Source organism: Bacteroides sp. MSB163 (genome assembly GCF_036416795.1).
Lineage (GTDB): Bacteria > Bacteroidota > Bacteroidia > Bacteroidales > Bacteroidaceae > Bacteroides > Bacteroides maternus.
Genome location: NZ_CP143867.1, coordinates 4,217,335 through 4,231,501, shown reverse-complemented (window position 1 = coordinate 4,231,501; position 14,167 = coordinate 4,217,335). Strand labels below are relative to the sequence as shown.

The 14,167-nt window shown below is 43.1% G+C and carries 13 protein-coding genes and 3 pseudogenes; 3 read left to right on the top strand and 13 right to left on the bottom strand.

Going from position 1 to position 14,167, the window contains the following annotated elements:
- Nucleotides 1-17: 17 nt before the first annotated feature.
- From VYM24_RS16160 to VYM24_RS16120, 9 genes and pseudogenes are all read right to left on the bottom strand, one after another.
- Nucleotides 18-167 (bottom strand): annotated as a pseudogene (locus VYM24_RS16160) (SAM-dependent methyltransferase); the annotation flags it as partial.
- A gap of 29 nt (nucleotides 168-196) precedes the next feature.
- Nucleotides 197-310: pseudogene (locus tag VYM24_RS16155) on the bottom strand (zinc finger domain-containing protein); the annotation flags it as partial.
- Between the two features lie 117 nt (nucleotides 311-427).
- Nucleotides 428-1,189, bottom strand: coding sequence for a zinc ribbon domain-containing protein (locus VYM24_RS16150; protein WP_330940411.1), 762 nt, complete (start codon nucleotides 1,187-1,189; stop codon nucleotides 428-430).
- Complete coding sequence (locus VYM24_RS16145; RefSeq protein WP_330940410.1) at nucleotides 1,186-2,493, bottom strand: DUF58 domain-containing protein; 1,308 nt, start codon at nucleotides 2,491-2,493, stop codon at nucleotides 1,186-1,188. Before VYM24_RS16145 ends, VYM24_RS16150 begins: the two co-directional genes overlap by 4 nt.
- The gene (locus VYM24_RS16140) at nucleotides 2,490-3,464 is read right to left on the bottom strand and encodes an AAA family ATPase (protein WP_291548341.1); all 975 of its coding nucleotides are present in this window, start codon (nucleotides 3,462-3,464) and stop codon (nucleotides 2,490-2,492) included. Before VYM24_RS16140 ends, VYM24_RS16145 begins: the two co-directional genes overlap by 4 nt.
- A gap of 11 nt (nucleotides 3,465-3,475) precedes the next feature.
- Nucleotides 3,476-4,747, bottom strand: coding sequence for a DUF4350 domain-containing protein (locus VYM24_RS16135; protein WP_291548339.1), 1,272 nt, complete (start codon nucleotides 4,745-4,747; stop codon nucleotides 3,476-3,478).
- On the bottom strand, nucleotides 4,744-5,358 hold the full coding sequence (locus VYM24_RS16130) for a DUF4129 domain-containing protein (protein WP_330940409.1): 615 nt from the start codon (nucleotides 5,356-5,358) through the stop codon (nucleotides 4,744-4,746). Before VYM24_RS16130 ends, VYM24_RS16135 begins: the two co-directional genes overlap by 4 nt.
- Nucleotides 5,359-5,365: 7 nt before the next feature.
- Nucleotides 5,366-6,313, bottom strand: coding sequence for a hypothetical protein (locus VYM24_RS16125; RefSeq protein ID WP_330940408.1), 948 nt, complete (start codon nucleotides 6,311-6,313; stop codon nucleotides 5,366-5,368).
- Entirely contained in the window at nucleotides 6,294-7,256 is a 963-nt protein-coding gene (locus VYM24_RS16120) for a stage II sporulation protein M (RefSeq protein ID WP_044271803.1), read from the bottom strand. Before VYM24_RS16120 ends, VYM24_RS16125 begins: the two co-directional genes overlap by 20 nt.
- A gap of 102 nt (nucleotides 7,257-7,358) precedes the next feature.
- Between VYM24_RS16120 and VYM24_RS16115 the strand changes: the two genes are divergently transcribed.
- Nucleotides 7,359-8,084: an RDD family protein gene (locus VYM24_RS16115; protein WP_291548332.1), complete on the top strand. Its 726-nt coding sequence runs from the start codon at nucleotides 7,359-7,361 to the stop codon at nucleotides 8,082-8,084.
- A 47-nt stretch (nucleotides 8,085-8,131) separates the two neighbouring features.
- On the opposite strand, the gene VYM24_RS16110 is transcribed toward VYM24_RS16115, so the two are convergent.
- From VYM24_RS16110 to VYM24_RS16095, 4 genes and pseudogenes are all read right to left on the bottom strand, one after another.
- Nucleotides 8,132-8,551: a pyridoxamine 5'-phosphate oxidase family protein gene (locus VYM24_RS16110; protein ID WP_044271800.1), complete on the bottom strand. Its 420-nt coding sequence runs from the start codon at nucleotides 8,549-8,551 to the stop codon at nucleotides 8,132-8,134.
- Nucleotides 8,552-8,642: 91 nt separating this feature from the next.
- Complete coding sequence (locus VYM24_RS16105; RefSeq protein WP_291548329.1) at nucleotides 8,643-9,518, bottom strand: helix-turn-helix domain-containing protein; 876 nt, start codon at nucleotides 9,516-9,518, stop codon at nucleotides 8,643-8,645.
- Nucleotides 9,519-9,744: 226 nt separating this feature from the next.
- On the bottom strand, nucleotides 9,745-9,921 hold the full coding sequence (locus VYM24_RS16100; RefSeq protein WP_330940407.1) for a hypothetical protein: 177 nt from the start codon (nucleotides 9,919-9,921) through the stop codon (nucleotides 9,745-9,747).
- A gap of 275 nt (nucleotides 9,922-10,196) precedes the next feature.
- A pseudogene (locus VYM24_RS16095) lies at nucleotides 10,197-11,030 on the bottom strand (BT4734/BF3469 family protein); the annotation flags it as partial.
- 415 nt (nucleotides 11,031-11,445) lie between these two features.
- On the opposite strand from VYM24_RS16095, the gene VYM24_RS16090 reads away from it, so the two are divergent.
- Together VYM24_RS16090 and VYM24_RS16085 are read left to right on the top strand one after the other, a co-directional pair.
- Nucleotides 11,446-12,081 carry an HU family DNA-binding protein gene (locus tag VYM24_RS16090; RefSeq protein ID WP_291548326.1) on the top strand — a complete coding sequence of 212 codons (636 nt, stop codon included), beginning with the start codon at nucleotides 11,446-11,448 and terminating at the stop codon, nucleotides 12,079-12,081.
- 132 nt (nucleotides 12,082-12,213) lie between these two features.
- Entirely contained in the window at nucleotides 12,214-13,875 is a 1,662-nt protein-coding gene (locus VYM24_RS16085; RefSeq protein ID WP_330940406.1) for an IS1182 family transposase, read from the top strand.
- Nucleotides 13,876-14,167: the final 292 nt, after the last annotated feature.

The window sequence follows — 14,167 nt, the reverse complement described above, 5'->3', positions numbered from 1 at the left end:
AAAAACTTTCAGGAGGCATTTATTTCAGGATAAGCATCCATCCAGAATTCATCGATCTCAGCCGGACGTTCGTCAGTGAACCATGATACCTCTGATACGGCAATATAACCGCCTTTCTTCAAAAACGGACGCCATAGATTCAACCCGTATTCAAAACCAATATTATAGTTACTCATGTTTTTATTCCTGCAAATAATTATAGATTTTTTATCTTCTGACACTCAGGACAATAGTAAACTGATCCTCCAAGATAGGCTTCTTTGACAATTACACTGCCACAGCGCGGACAGGGATTCTTCCATGTTTTGGAAAGTACTTCTGGCAATTCTAACATACTCTTATATCATTTAGTTATTTATCAATAGGAATATAAATCTCCGTCATCAATCCCTCAACCGGCGTTTCATCCGGTGCATTAAGATACACCTCAAACGTCAACGGACGTTTCTGATGATTTATCACGAAAAGTATCACCTACTTCTATGCAAACGGCTTTCAAAGTATTGATACGTTTAATTTTAGCCTCGGGCATATTATCCGGTTCTTGTTTCGCATTGACAGATTTATACTTTTCGCGATAAGCTGACATTGAAATGCCGAAATGCTTCTTAAAAGCCTTTGCCAGACTAAACTTTGTCTGATAATTAGTCTGCATACCTATCTCTTCAATACTCTGTCCGGTAGCGATAAGCAGATGGGCAATATATTCCAGCCGTAAACGTTGGATATATGTACCGATATTCTCACCGGTAACATTCCTGAAAACCTTTCGGAAATGGAAGAATGAAAGGTGAACCATTTCAGCCAACTGTTCGGGATCAAGCTCATGAAAGAGATTTTGATCAATAAAAGTCCGAACCCCATTGACAGCTTCATAATGAATATGTTGCGTCATCTCTTTCTGTTGCCAGCGTTTCAGGGTGGGAAGACGCTTGTTCAACAAGGTTCTTAATTCTTGTGGAGTATAGTCGGTTCCTGAATACCAATTGTACTTATCTGTGTATTTCACCCAGATATCCACCATTTCATTCAAGGAGATATCCACCGTATAGTTCCCATCTTTCAGACAATAGTAACAATACTCGCCACTGCAGGAGTGATCAGCATTGGTACCTAAATACTCTTCCACATCGAAACGGAGGGGCATCCCACAACTTTGGCAGTACTGTTTGTCCACTGTTTGATTCATAATTGTCTTGATTTCATCTCCAGATACTTGTTTATCACATCAATCGAGAGATTTTCAGGTGTAGTCAATAAAGAATAGATACCATTCTGTTTCAGTGTAGATACAATCAGACGCTTCTCAAAAGCAAACTTCTCCGCAATGACATGGCGGTAATATCCCTCCGTATCCTTCGCAGGAGCGGCAATATACGTTTTCATATCAGCATCTTCAAAGAAAACAACAAGCAAGCGATGCTGACGATTCAGTTGCTGCAAATAAGCCAATTGGCGATTCATACTTCCCATACTGGAGAAGTTGGTATATAAAACCAGGAAACTGCGTTTGCTGACATGTTTATTGAAATGCACGCAGAGAGAGGAAAAGTCCGTCTCACCAAAGGTAGTCTGCTGGCTATAGAGATTCTCAAGCAGAGTTTGCATCTGACCGGGAGCCTTTGAGGCCGGAACAAACGAATCGAAATGTTCATTGAAAGTCACAACCCCTGCCTTGTCCTCTTTCCGCATGGCAACGTACGAAAGAACTAAGGAAGCATTGATTGCATAATCCAGTAAGGTCATTCCACGAAATGCCTGCTGCATAACCCTTCCCTTGTCTATCACACTGTAAATCTGTTGTGAACGTTCATCCTGATATACATTCACCATAAGTTCATGCCGGCGGGCACTGGCTTTCCAGTTGATTGTACGGTAGTCATCCCCCTTGACGTACTCTTTTATCTGTTCGAACTCTGTATGATGCCCTACACGACGAATGCGCTTGATTCCCAGCTCCGTCAGATTATCACTCATTGCCAGCAATTCATAGCGATGCAGCATCAGATAAGAGGGATACACTTTAATATCCTGCTCCTCACCGCATGTATAACGCCGGGAGAGCAAACCTATCCGACCGGTTACGAATACGCGAATCTGTCCGAAACCATAAATTCCCCGGCTTGTCGGACGTAAATGATAGCAGATTTGTTTTCCTTCATTCGCTTGAAGCTGTACCAGGAAACTAATATTTCTCTGCTGAAAAATGAAAGGTACTTCATCGATAACCTCCGCAAAGACAGGATACGGATAGCTGCTTTCCACCCGAAGATTCACCGCATTTTCGTCCCCATTGGAAAAACGAGCGGAACATTGACGGAATGCCCGAATCCCACGAATCCGGTAAAGCATATATCCGTCTGCCAGCACCGACAGCAAGAGGACAAAAAGCAGCCCCTGCCCGATGGTAAACAACGGAGCAAAAGCATACCCACTACCCATCAACAGGATAATCAGGATGAAAACCATATAAAACCGACGGGTCAGAATCATTTCGGAACTTCTACCTTATCAATCAGGCGTTGCGTTACTTTCACTGGTGAATAGCCCTCCATTTCAGCTTCCGCCGTCAGGATAAGACGATGCTGAAGTACGTATGGAGCCACAAACTTGATATCCTCCGGTGTCACAAAATCACGTCCCTGCAAAAGTGCATAAGCCTTCGAAGTCTGCAACATGGCCACGGATGCACGCGGAGAAGCCCCCAGATATACAGCTTTACTTGTACGCGTCTGCTGTACAATCAAGGCGATGTACTGAAGCAATGTACGGTCTATAAACACCTGCTTCATCAGCTTACGAAGCGATAAAAGCTCCTCTTTAGTAATAGCCGGAGTGACATCCTCCAGCTTCACAAACGCAGCATTCGTATGGTGACGCTCCAGAATATCCACTTCTTCATCCAATGAGGGATAATCCATCGTCAGCTTCATCAGAAAACGATCAAGTTGCGCTTCGGGCAATTTATAAGTCCCCTCCTGCTCCACCGGATTCTGTGTAGCCAGAATCGTATAAAGTTCTCCCATCGGATAGGTCGCTCCGTCAATGCTGACCTGACGCTCTTCCATAACCTCGAACAAGGCAGCCTGTGTTTTGGCAGGAGCACGATTTATTTCATCTACCAGTACAATATCGGCAAAGATCGGACCTCGATGGAAATCAAAATCATTGGTTTTCATGTTGAATACCGTTGTACCCAGCACATCACTCGGCATCAAATCCGGAGTAAACTGGATGCGGCTGAAATCTGCGTCGACCAGACGGGCAACCAGGCGTGCCAACAATGTTTTCGCCACTCCCGGCACTCCTTCTATCAACACATGCCCATTTGCCAACACAGCGGTCAGCACCAAGTCCACCATCTGTTCCTGCCCTACAATAACGGAAGCAATCCGGTCTTTCAACTCTTGTATCTTCTCGGAAAAGAGAGTTAGATCCACCCGTTTTTCTGTATTCTCTTCCATAAACTTCTTCTTTATATATGATCGATTATTTCATTCATTTTATCAATAAACTGCTTCATTTGTTCCGCAGTTATCGTTTGCCCTCCATAAATCACCGGTCTGACCGTTCGGATAAACTTACCGATTTCTTCCGCACTCATACCGGTCTTCTGAGCAATCCTATCGAAAGAGCGTTCATCATCCGCCACGTCTTCCACATCCACCTGGATTTCTCTTCTCAACTCTTCTGCAAAATACATATACTTTTTACGAACTAGGTCGGCATGGTCTTTCTTCTGAAAATAGAGAGTGCCTATCAGTTCCGTAAATTCCAATGATTTATTTTCAGGTCGATAGATAACCGGTATCGCACGTTGTCTTCTTCGCGCAGTAAACAACATGAAGAGTAGTATTGCAAGCATCGTCAGATACAAAGCCCAACGAAGTGGCCTCTGCGAGAGGAAATAGCGAAAAGGAGACATCTGCACTTGTGCTGTTTGCTCCATATAAGCTTCGGTACGGACTATGGGAAGTTTTCCCATTTGCGATAACAGGCGGAACAGATAAGTGGCGTTCTTTCCGTCCAGTACACCATAATTGGTAAAGAGCAAAGGTGTGGAAGCCAGAATAACCTCCCCTTTCCCCCACTGATACGACATGGCAACCGGAACATGGATAACAGTATCTGAAAAAGCAGAATCCACCTCAACTTCATATCTGAACTCATCTACTGAAATATCCTTTACTGCCAACACCTTCGCCGGAAGCGAATCTGTGAGAAAGTAAGATGAACACAGTTGGGGATAGAAATAGAAATTCTGCCGGGGATAAACCGTAGAATCCCCTATCCAGCACAGACTATCCCTCATTAGCAGCGAAGTAGCATACTTCTTCAAAGCTATCGGGCTAAAATAGGAATAACTGTTTCTGAACTTCAAGGTATCTTCCAGTTTATTGCTAAACCAGGTACTTACCAACATGATCTTACTGCCCCGTTCCGCCATTTTCAGTAAAGCGTCTACATCCACATCCGATGGCATCCGGTTATTGGCAATAGCCAATATTCCCCGACAAGACACGGTATCTTTCTGTTCCATCTGGTAAAAGGTTTCCCTGGACAATGAATACCCCGTCGGCAGCGAAGCGGACAACAAGCTGTCAAAAACAGCACACCCGAAAGGCTGCTTATCGTAATGGCTGAAAGTAGGATTCCATACGAATTTCTTCGGCAAGCGACATTCTATTGCAAACATCAACAGCAGAAAGATGATAATTCCGACAATGAACCAACGACTTCCTTTCATACAGCCCCTCCTTTCTTCACATCTTCCTGCAAGGAATACATGGTGTGAAACAACGCTTCGGTCGCTTCAAAATTTCCATAACGCACCCGCAGAAAGTGATGGGTCAACTGCCGGAAAGCGGGCAACCGCACTTCATTGATGTACTGTGTGGGTGTTTTGTAAAGTTGCCAGTCTATACGTCCTTCGTCACTGAGTTGCTTTAGCGTCTGCAAGTACAACAACCGGACTGCTTCTCTATAATCAAGACGAGAAAGGGCATCAGTAATTCCTTTCGCAAAATCCACTCCATAAATGGTATCTTCTTCCACCGTATAAGGCAAGGCATTCTTACGGGAATACGTGAATAATTCCGGATGCTTTTTGTAAACAAACCAACCTATCAGAATAAGGATAAGAATAGCGATACCTATCAGAATAAGTTCCGAATATTCTTCCGCAAAGTTGCTACCGAATATTTTTCGCATAACTTCTCCGAACCATCTGTTGAACCACTCGAATAAATTAATTTCAGGAGCGATCAACTCACGGTTGTAGTCATACGCCACATCAGAATGCCATACGGCAACCTGCGCGGTGTCACAAACCAATGTATCAGCCGGAGAAGTTATCATTTACATTTTAGAGTTTATCGAAATTATCAATATCACTTTCTACCATGATGCTATCCACCTTTTCCGAGGCATGACCATACTGATAAGCCAATCCCACAAATGAGAAAATCATGGCAAGGTAAGCACCAAACACCTGTACAATAGCCAACAGATAAAGCAAGAAACTATATCCTACGGATACGGTTGCTTCGGTTCCCCCGCCACTTGTAGCAAAGATGTACTTCACCACTGTTCCTATATACCAGGGTATCAGCGTCACTCCCTGTAAGATACCAGCAATGATTCCCATGACAAGAGATATCATAAAGATACCTCCCCAAGTGGTAAATCCTAAGCGGAAAGTCTTCTTCAAAGCCCCCATGACAGTGATGTCTTCAAGCAGGTAAATAGGTGCCCAAAGGCTAAACGGCACAGCTACGGCTATCATAAACGGGATTAGCAGAATTATAACAATCGGGAACAAGGTAACAGGGAATAAAGCAGCTATGACACCAATAATCAGACTGGCCAACATCGTCAGAACTAATCCGAAGAAAACCAATATAAACATCCTCTTCACATTATGGAGCAACATAGGCCGCAGCATCCCCAACGTGACGCCTCGCAAGCGTTCCTCCCGCTCATTATAGGTCCGGATCATTGCATAAACCAATGCAGTCAGCAAAACAATGCCTATTATCAACAGAAGCATATACAGACCGTAGTAAGAAAAGAATGACAATATAGCAGAGTCAGGAAACATAGATCCAGCCTCCAATAAGCCGGACATGCCTATCGTATAAGTCATCAATCCATTCAGACTTAATGCCTGGACAAGACAAAGCGGTAAAAGCAAATAGGTTGCATACTTCAGCATCAACTTCCAATTCTCTTTTATAAAATCGAAAGATGCATTAAACTTCTCACCGAAAGAACGTTTTACGTACAACGCAATTTTAGGTTTCTCTGTTTCCATGTCGTTTTCTATTAGGTAAATAAATATAGTAGAATAAAATAAATGCCAGAGAAGTAATAATCAGCCCAAGCCTCAACGCATCCGGCAATTCGGTGTGGCGGGTGATAAAACCTTCAATAAATCCTGCCATGATAAATACGGGGATGGTACCTATCACAATCTTCACCCCTCGTTTGGCTCCCCTACGGAAAGATTCAAGCCTTGAATAGGTTCCGGGGAACAGCCATCCGTTTCCCAAAGCGAGTCCGGCAGCACCGGCCACAATGATAGCCCAGATTTCAAGTGTCCCGTGTAACCATACGGCAAGCATGGACTCTCCAAGCAGACCATGCTGGAAAAAGAAAGTCTGGAAAGACCCCAACATGATTCCATTGGCAAAAAGCATATATCCTGTACCGAAGCTGGTTAAGATTCCCATAGCAAAGCAATTGAAGGAAACCATGATATTGTTCAATGTGATTCCCAAGAACATAGGAACTTCCGAAGAGCCGTTATACACTGCCATAGGTTCTCCGTTGGATATATTATCCAATGTCATATCCACATAGTTATTTCCCAGAATCAGACGGACAAAATCGGGATCACCCACAGTAGAAATCACTCCGACCGCTACGCTGACAATGAAAATAAGGAATGAAACAAGCAGTTCACGATGCGCATCGTGCATGGTCTGCGGTATTTCCTGCGTCCAGAAAGTGATGACTCGCGACCACTTCTCACGTTTGTTCCGATAAATTTTATTATGCAGCGCCGAGGCGAGATTGTTCAGATAAATGGTAATGCGGGAAGTTGGAAAATGCGTTTGTGCAAACGCCAGATCGGCAGTAAGGTCCGTATATGTGTCGGCAAGCCTGTCGGGAGACAAGCTTGTAGCCTGCTCCACCACCTTCTCGGCTTCTTTCCATTTTTCGATATTCCGACGAATGAACGTTACTTCTTTCATACTTTTCCTGAAGACTTCGGATGAGTTTTGTCTGAAATCGGTAACAAAAATAAGAGAATAATGATATATTTGCAACGAAATACTAAAAATGTTCAATCGGAAATGGCAGAATCTACTATAATCACCGGGCAATTCGTCCGTATCAGCCAAACACCCGCCAGCATTGGCGAACGATTTCTGGCATTAGTCATCGACTATATCCTGATAGGACTTTATGTATATTCCACAGCAACCCTACTCTCAGAATTCCAGGTATCTTCGGATTTTACTATGATTGTTTTTTTTGCAGTCATCTATCTGCCTGTATTATTCTATGCATTTTTATGTGAAATGTTCAACCACGGGCAGAGCCTCGGAAAGAAGCTCATGAGCATCCGGGTGGTGAAAGCCGATGGTTCCACTCCGAGCATAGGCTCTTATCTGCTTCGCTGGCTTCTCTTCCCGATTGATGTTCCCGTCACCGGAGGGCTCGGAGTATTAGTTATTTTGCTTACCAAGAACAGTCAGCGGATGGGCGACCTTGCCGCAGGCACAATGGTTATCAAGGATAAGAATTACCGCAAGATACACGTCAGTCTTGACGAGTTTGATTATCTGACAAAAGATTACTGTCCCACATATCCGCAAGCCGCCGACTTATCACTGGAACAGGTAAATGTAATCACCCGGACTTTGCAATCCGGGAAAAAGGATCGTGCACGACGCATCGTGCAGCTTGCCCGAAAAGTGCAGGAAATTCTTTCAATCACACCCCGGGATGGCGGACAGGAACAATTCCTGCAAACCATACTCCGGGATTATCAATACTATGCATTGGAAGAAATCTGACAAAGCCAACATTAAATGGTAATTTAGGGAGAACACGAATTCACCAACTACTCAATTACAAAGCTTTCCGATTTAAAGTTATTATAATACCTCCCGGAAATTGCCGTAAACTTCAGCACACAATAATCCGGGTCTGTCACACCTTCCGGATAATACATGGTATCGCCTTCCTGCCATATCATCTCCTTACTGACGGCATCCGTCAGCACTTCCATCGTGCCGCGCAACATCACTCCCCTGAAGAATCGCGTATCACAAAAGTAAATACTTGCACGATTATTCTTCCGATATTGTGCAACACGCATTGACGAAGTGTTCGTGCTCAAATAGATAACTTTTATCCCTTCCCTTTTCCGAGGCTGCAACATAGCTTTGATATTCGGGAAACCCTCTGCATCTATCGAACCGATGAAAGCGGTTTTCAACTTATCAATCATACCTCCCACTGTTTTCTCTACATCTCTCATAATCTAATAATTTTATTGGTTATTGTTGCGGCAAAGATAAACACGGCACAGAAAATCAACACAATAAAAACAAAGGGAGAAATAGCACTTTTTACGGTTTATACAGTTTCCGGTAAGCTAATGGTGTCTCTCCCGTACACTGCCGGAAACAACGCACGAAATAGGCAACGGTGGAGAAATGAAGTTCAAATGACAGGTCTGATATGGAAATATCGGTATAGATAAGCAGCTTTTTGGCCTCGTCCATAATCTTATTCAGGATATATTGTTTGGCACTGATATTCATTGCCGAATTTACAACCTCATTCAGATAGTTGGGAGTAATACAGAGCTTATCCGCATAAAAACGGACGGAATGTTGTTCTTTCAGGTTCACTCCCACTAATTCTATAAATCTACTGACGTGAATGCTGCCGGCTTCCTTATCCTTCTCTCTCAGAGATAACATATTCAGATAAGCCCGGTTGAGCAGCATAAGGGCTTCGTAAAGCAATGCCCTCAGCACATGCACGTCATTCTGCCTGTACAAATCTATCTCTGATTTTATATCATGCAAAAGCAGAATCATACGCTTATAAAGTTCATCAGACAAATGAAGCTTGGAAGCCGTCTTTTCCATATTGAAGAACGGAAGGTGCTGTACGAACAAAGGGTCTTTGAAGAAGGAAGACAAGAATTCATCCTCGAAAATCAATGCATAGCCATTTGCGATATGAGCCGTATCCCAATTCCGTATTTCTCCGGGTTTAGAGAAGAACACATCGCCGGGTATCGCCTCACACATCTGATTATCAATAGAAAAACCGCCCTCGCCTTCTGTTATGAAAGTAATATCATAATAAGTCAACGTATGCACAGCGCCTTCAGCCAGAAAACGCTTCACGTATTTCAGTTCCACGACATCCACCAAAAGTTCACTCCCATACTTATGCTTATAAAACGTATACCGAGGGATTGATTTCTTCATTTAATAAACTCTTACTATGACTTTACGATCCGCAAATATATTGATTCCCGTCATAAATCCACTTCCACACTTGATTTAAAATCATGTTTTTTTGCATCTGCCACGAATGAAGACTTTTTCTCCCGGACAACTGGAAGAAACGATAAGTCCGGAAGTTCTGAAAGATATGTCAGACTGGATTCTCAAATTGAAGAAGAAATAAATATCCGGAGGTTGCCGCCGATACTTATTTACCTACAAACTTAAATTCACGCTCATTGTATCTGTCACCGGCATTGGGGTACTTTTTCAACAGATGTTCTATGTCTGCAATATCTTCGGCAGACAAATCCACATCGGCAGCTTTTACATTCTCTTCCAGATACCGGGAGCGTTTGATTCCCGGTATAGATGAGATTTTCACTACATTGTATTGATTGGTTATTATTGGTAGTAAAAAATAGAAAGACATGCGAAGAGCATTACAATACAAACAAAGAATAAAATGACACTTTTCACAACTCAAACTATTTATTATGCTAAACCACTACTTAAATAAAATATAGGTATAGATTCAACGCACTTCATATCATCTTACAAAATAAGAAGTAACACAATTTTAACTAAAACGAATAGAATTATTAGTTATCACCTTCTCTACCTATGAGTGCCATTTAAGAAATCCTCAAAAACTTCTAAAAATACACTAATGAAATCTCGCTGACGGTACTCCAGATCGTTCAACGCCGTGTTATAACAAAACTCATAGCGCCGTTCCATAAACTCTTCCAGACGCAGAGCGGTATCCTGCTCCGGAGTCAAAATAGTTTCAGAAGCAAAGCCCTTAGACTCTTGGTAAATATTATGGACCATAGCACGCACCGTTTGCTCCTCTGCCTGTACATAATAATGAATAATCGTCTGCCTCACAACTTCCTCTTCCGGTATGCCCGCCTTGCAGCAATACTCCGCAAGGCGGACAAGCAACGGTTGAAGGTTATCTCCCCGTCGCCAGTTCTCCATATCCCGGAGTGCCTTATTGAGGGCGGCTTCAAAAAGCATGGTGAAGGTCTGCGACGTTTCAAAGCCCGGTTCCAGCCTCAGTAACGGATTTTTCTCAGCCAACTGCCGTTGCCGGAAGGTTTGTTCGCCAGGCGATAGGCATGGGCATGAAACAATGCGGCTTCCTGTTCACGCTCCGGTAAGTTTCCATCCGGTAAGGCGAAACACACCCATATTTTCACACTCCTTCCGCTGGAACCGCAAAAAGCGGCAAACGTCTGAGGAAGCAGCATCGCCTGACGTTTCACCAGTTCAGCCTCCGCCAGTCCAGCCAGCTTCTTCACTTCAAGCTGAACCAGACCATTGTATCGTTTCATCCTTCGCCCTCCGTCTTTAGTGCGGGCATACTCCACGGCAGGATAGATACGTGGAAGTTTCCGTTTTCATCTTCTCCATCAGCACATCGGCATCATAAACGGTCATCATCTCTCTGCCTGCATCTTTGTCATGTCTTATTGAAGTGATTTTCATATCATTATCTGTTTTGAATTTTATTTATATAGTATAATTCCTTTAAAGAGCTACAGAGATACTGCTCCAGAAAGCGAAAGTCAAGTATTTAAGCATATTATTCTGCATTTATTTCAAAAAAGTTCAGCCCATGCATTTGGCAGTAAAAGCTTTAATAATAATTGATAAACAAACAGGCATTTACTTGACTTAGCCCTGTTTATTTTGTATCTTTGTAGTAAGCTCTACAGGGTGTCAACCTTGGTTGACAGGGCGATCAACGCAGGTCGACAGGTCGCTCAACCAAGGTTGACAGGGTGGTTGACCAAGGTTGACACCCAATCATTCCTAAGGGTAAACGGGATGTTCCTTAGGAAGAAACAGAATAGTCCCTAATGTAAAACAAATTAATACCTTATAATTAAAACAAGCAACTATGGCAATCTTATTTGAATGGTACGAAAACCCGGTGGCTCCCAACCAGCCACTAGAAGAAACGAAACTTCACGCGCGCATCACCCTGAACGGAAAAACAGGAACCGACCGGTTGCGACGCAAAATACAGGCACGTTGTTCACTGACGGAAACTGATGTGTCCGCCGTACTCGACGCCCTGTCTCATGCAATGGGTGAAGAACTGGCGGAAGGCAGGCAAGTACATCTGGATGGTATCGGTTACTTCCACCCCACCCTGACCTGCACGGAAGAAATAAAAGAAGATACAAAACGGAAGAACACGAAAGTAAGGCTGAAAGGCATCAAATTCCGCGCGGATCAGGAACTGAGAAGTGAAATAGGAAATGTGAAACTGAAGAATATAAAACACAACGGACACTCCAACAAATTATCGGATGAAGAAATTGACCGCCGACTAACCATCTACTTCAGCCAGCACCACATGATGACAAGAAGTGACTTCCAAAGGGTATGCGGCATGATGAAAACGACCGCAATGGGGCATATCCGCCGTTTACGCGGGGAAGGAAAGCTAAAAAACATCGGATTACAGAACCAACCGATATATGTGCCAAACGTGGGGTATTACGGTATTACAGAAGAAGTTATGATGTAAAAATGTAAAAATCAGGAGGTTGTGTCAAAATGCTGGCACAACCTTTTTTTATGCGCAAAGCCCGGACTTTCCCAAGCCCAGGCTTTGTTATTACCCAAAGTTTATGTAACTTTAGGCATCATTTTTTTCGTTATGGCAAAGTTACATTTTCGTCCTTACATTCCCAACCAAACCGTTCTTTTTCCACAAAGAATTGATGAAAACATAGCTGCGGACGACCCTGTCCGCATAGTCAATGCAGTTGTTGATAATCTCAATCTTGATAATTTCAAGAAGCTTTATAAAGAAACGGGGCGCTCAGCTTATCATCCTAAAATGATGCTTAAGGTAATTATCTACGCTTACATGAATAATATCTATTCCTGTCGTAAAATAGAGAAGCTTCTTTTGCGTGACATTCATTATATCTGGCTTGCCGGTCATGAGCATCCGGATTTCATAACCATCAACCGTTTCCGTAACCGTGTAAAGGAGGAGATTAACAACGTTTTCACGCAGTTGGTTCTTGTCCTTGCCGATAAGGGTTTCATCAGTCTTGACGTGGAGTATATCGACGGTACCAAGATTGAGTCCAAGGCCAACAAATATACTTTTGTCTGGCGCAAGACAGTCGAAAAGAACCGTACAAGGTTGCTGAATAAGGTTCGCATCCTTCTGGAGCAGGTGGATGAAGCCATTGTACAGGAGAACTCTGTAAAAGACACATCCGTTGAGTTGACTCCCTCCATGCTCTCTAATATAGTGGATGAACTCAAAGAAGTGCTGGAACACCAGCCTGTAACACAGGACAAGGAACAAAAGAAAGCTCTGCGTGAAAAGAAGAAACAGGTCAGGGAACTTGAAGGGTATCGTGACAAGCTGATGGAATACGACAATCACCTTGAAGTCCTTGGAGAACGTAATTCCTATTCCAAGACCGATCCTGATGCTACATTCATGCGTATGAAAGAAGACGCCATGAAGAACGGGCAGACCAAGCCCGGGTATAATTTACAAACAGGTACTGAAAACCAATTCATCATAGACTTCCGGCTGTTTCCCAACCCCACCGATCCGCTGCCCCTGATCCCTTTCTTCCACTCCTTCCAGCACCGCTATAACCGCTTACCGGGTATCGGTGTGGCAGACTCCGGTTACGGCTCGGAAGAAAATTACCGGTTCATGCAGGAAAACGGGATAGAGGCCTTTGTCAAGTACAACTACTTCCATAAAGAGCAGCGTCCCCGTTATACTCCCAACCCGTTCCATGCGGAAAGTCTCCATTACAATGCGGGGGAGGATTATTACGTTTGTCCGATGGGGCAACACATGAACCGCATAGGAACCAGACATGACAAAACAGCGAGCGGATACATCACCGAAAGTGCCCGGTACAAAGCACAAAGATGCGAAGGTTGTCCTTTGCATGGAAGTTGTTTTAAAGCACGGGGGAACCGTATTATAGAAGTCAACCACCGGTTAAACCAATACAAACGGCAGGCACGGGAAAGGTTAGTCTCAGAAGAAGGAGTCAGGTATAGGGGCAGGCGGTGTATAAAACCGGAAGCTGTTTTCGGACAAATGAAATACAACATGGCATACAAGAGGTTCCGGCATGTGGGAGAAGACAAGGTGACAATGGACTTTGCCTTCTTTGCCATAGCTTTTAATATCAAAAAGATGTGTGCAAAACTGAGAAAAACAGGAAAGGAGCTCATTACACTTACTAAATCTATATTTATTGGACTATTTATAACCCAATACAACGGGAATATAGCAACTTGTTACCAAATGAATGAGAAAAAAGCGGCGTAGACAAAAGAAAAGATAACAGGACTATAAATTATAGAAAAAGGTTGTGCCAACGTTTTGACACAACCTCTGTTTTTTTTACTCTCACCTACACTTAATACTTTAATTATCAATAATCTATTTTAAAAGTGAGGGTAGTGAGAGTAACCCGAACCAACTTTTTATTGAATCTTGAGCAATCATTAAAATATTGTTAATTACCCTTTCATACATCGAACCATGTTTCAAAGATTATGTTGTTACAAATGAACAGCAACCTTAATTATGAATTTAAAATAATGAATTATGAAGAAGA

Excerpts from the sequence above, each read along its gene's own strand:
- VYM24_RS16140 (WP_291548341.1), bottom strand. The coding sequence starts at position 3,464 with ATGGAAGAGAATACAGAAAAACGGGTGGATCTAACTCTCTTTTCCGAG.
- VYM24_RS16115 (WP_291548332.1), top strand. The coding sequence starts at position 7,359 with ATGGCAGAATCTACTATAATCACCGGGCAATTCGTCCGTATCAGCCAA.
- VYM24_RS16150 (WP_330940411.1), bottom strand. The coding sequence starts at position 1,189 with ATGAATCAAACAGTGGACAAACAGTACTGCCAAAGTTGTGGGATGCCC.
- VYM24_RS16130 (WP_330940409.1), bottom strand. The coding sequence starts at position 5,358 with ATGATAACTTCTCCGGCTGATACATTGGTTTGTGACACCGCGCAGGTT.
- VYM24_RS16090 (WP_291548326.1), top strand. The coding sequence starts at position 11,446 with ATGGCAATCTTATTTGAATGGTACGAAAACCCGGTGGCTCCCAACCAG.
- VYM24_RS16105 (WP_291548329.1), bottom strand. The coding sequence starts at position 9,518 with ATGAAGAAATCAATCCCTCGGTATACGTTTTATAAGCATAAGTATGGG.
- VYM24_RS16110 (WP_044271800.1), bottom strand. The coding sequence starts at position 8,551 with ATGAGAGATGTAGAGAAAACAGTGGGAGGTATGATTGATAAGTTGAAA.
- VYM24_RS16085 (WP_330940406.1), top strand. The coding sequence starts at position 12,214 with ATGGCAAAGTTACATTTTCGTCCTTACATTCCCAACCAAACCGTTCTT.
- VYM24_RS16120 (WP_044271803.1), bottom strand. The coding sequence starts at position 7,256 with ATGAAAGAAGTAACGTTCATTCGTCGGAATATCGAAAAATGGAAAGAA.
- VYM24_RS16145 (WP_330940410.1), bottom strand. The coding sequence starts at position 2,493 with ATGATTCTGACCCGTCGGTTTTATATGGTTTTCATCCTGATTATCCTG.
- VYM24_RS16135 (WP_291548339.1), bottom strand. The coding sequence starts at position 4,747 with ATGAAAGGAAGTCGTTGGTTCATTGTCGGAATTATCATCTTTCTGCTG.
- VYM24_RS16125 (WP_330940408.1), bottom strand. The coding sequence starts at position 6,313 with ATGGAAACAGAGAAACCTAAAATTGCGTTGTACGTAAAACGTTCTTTC.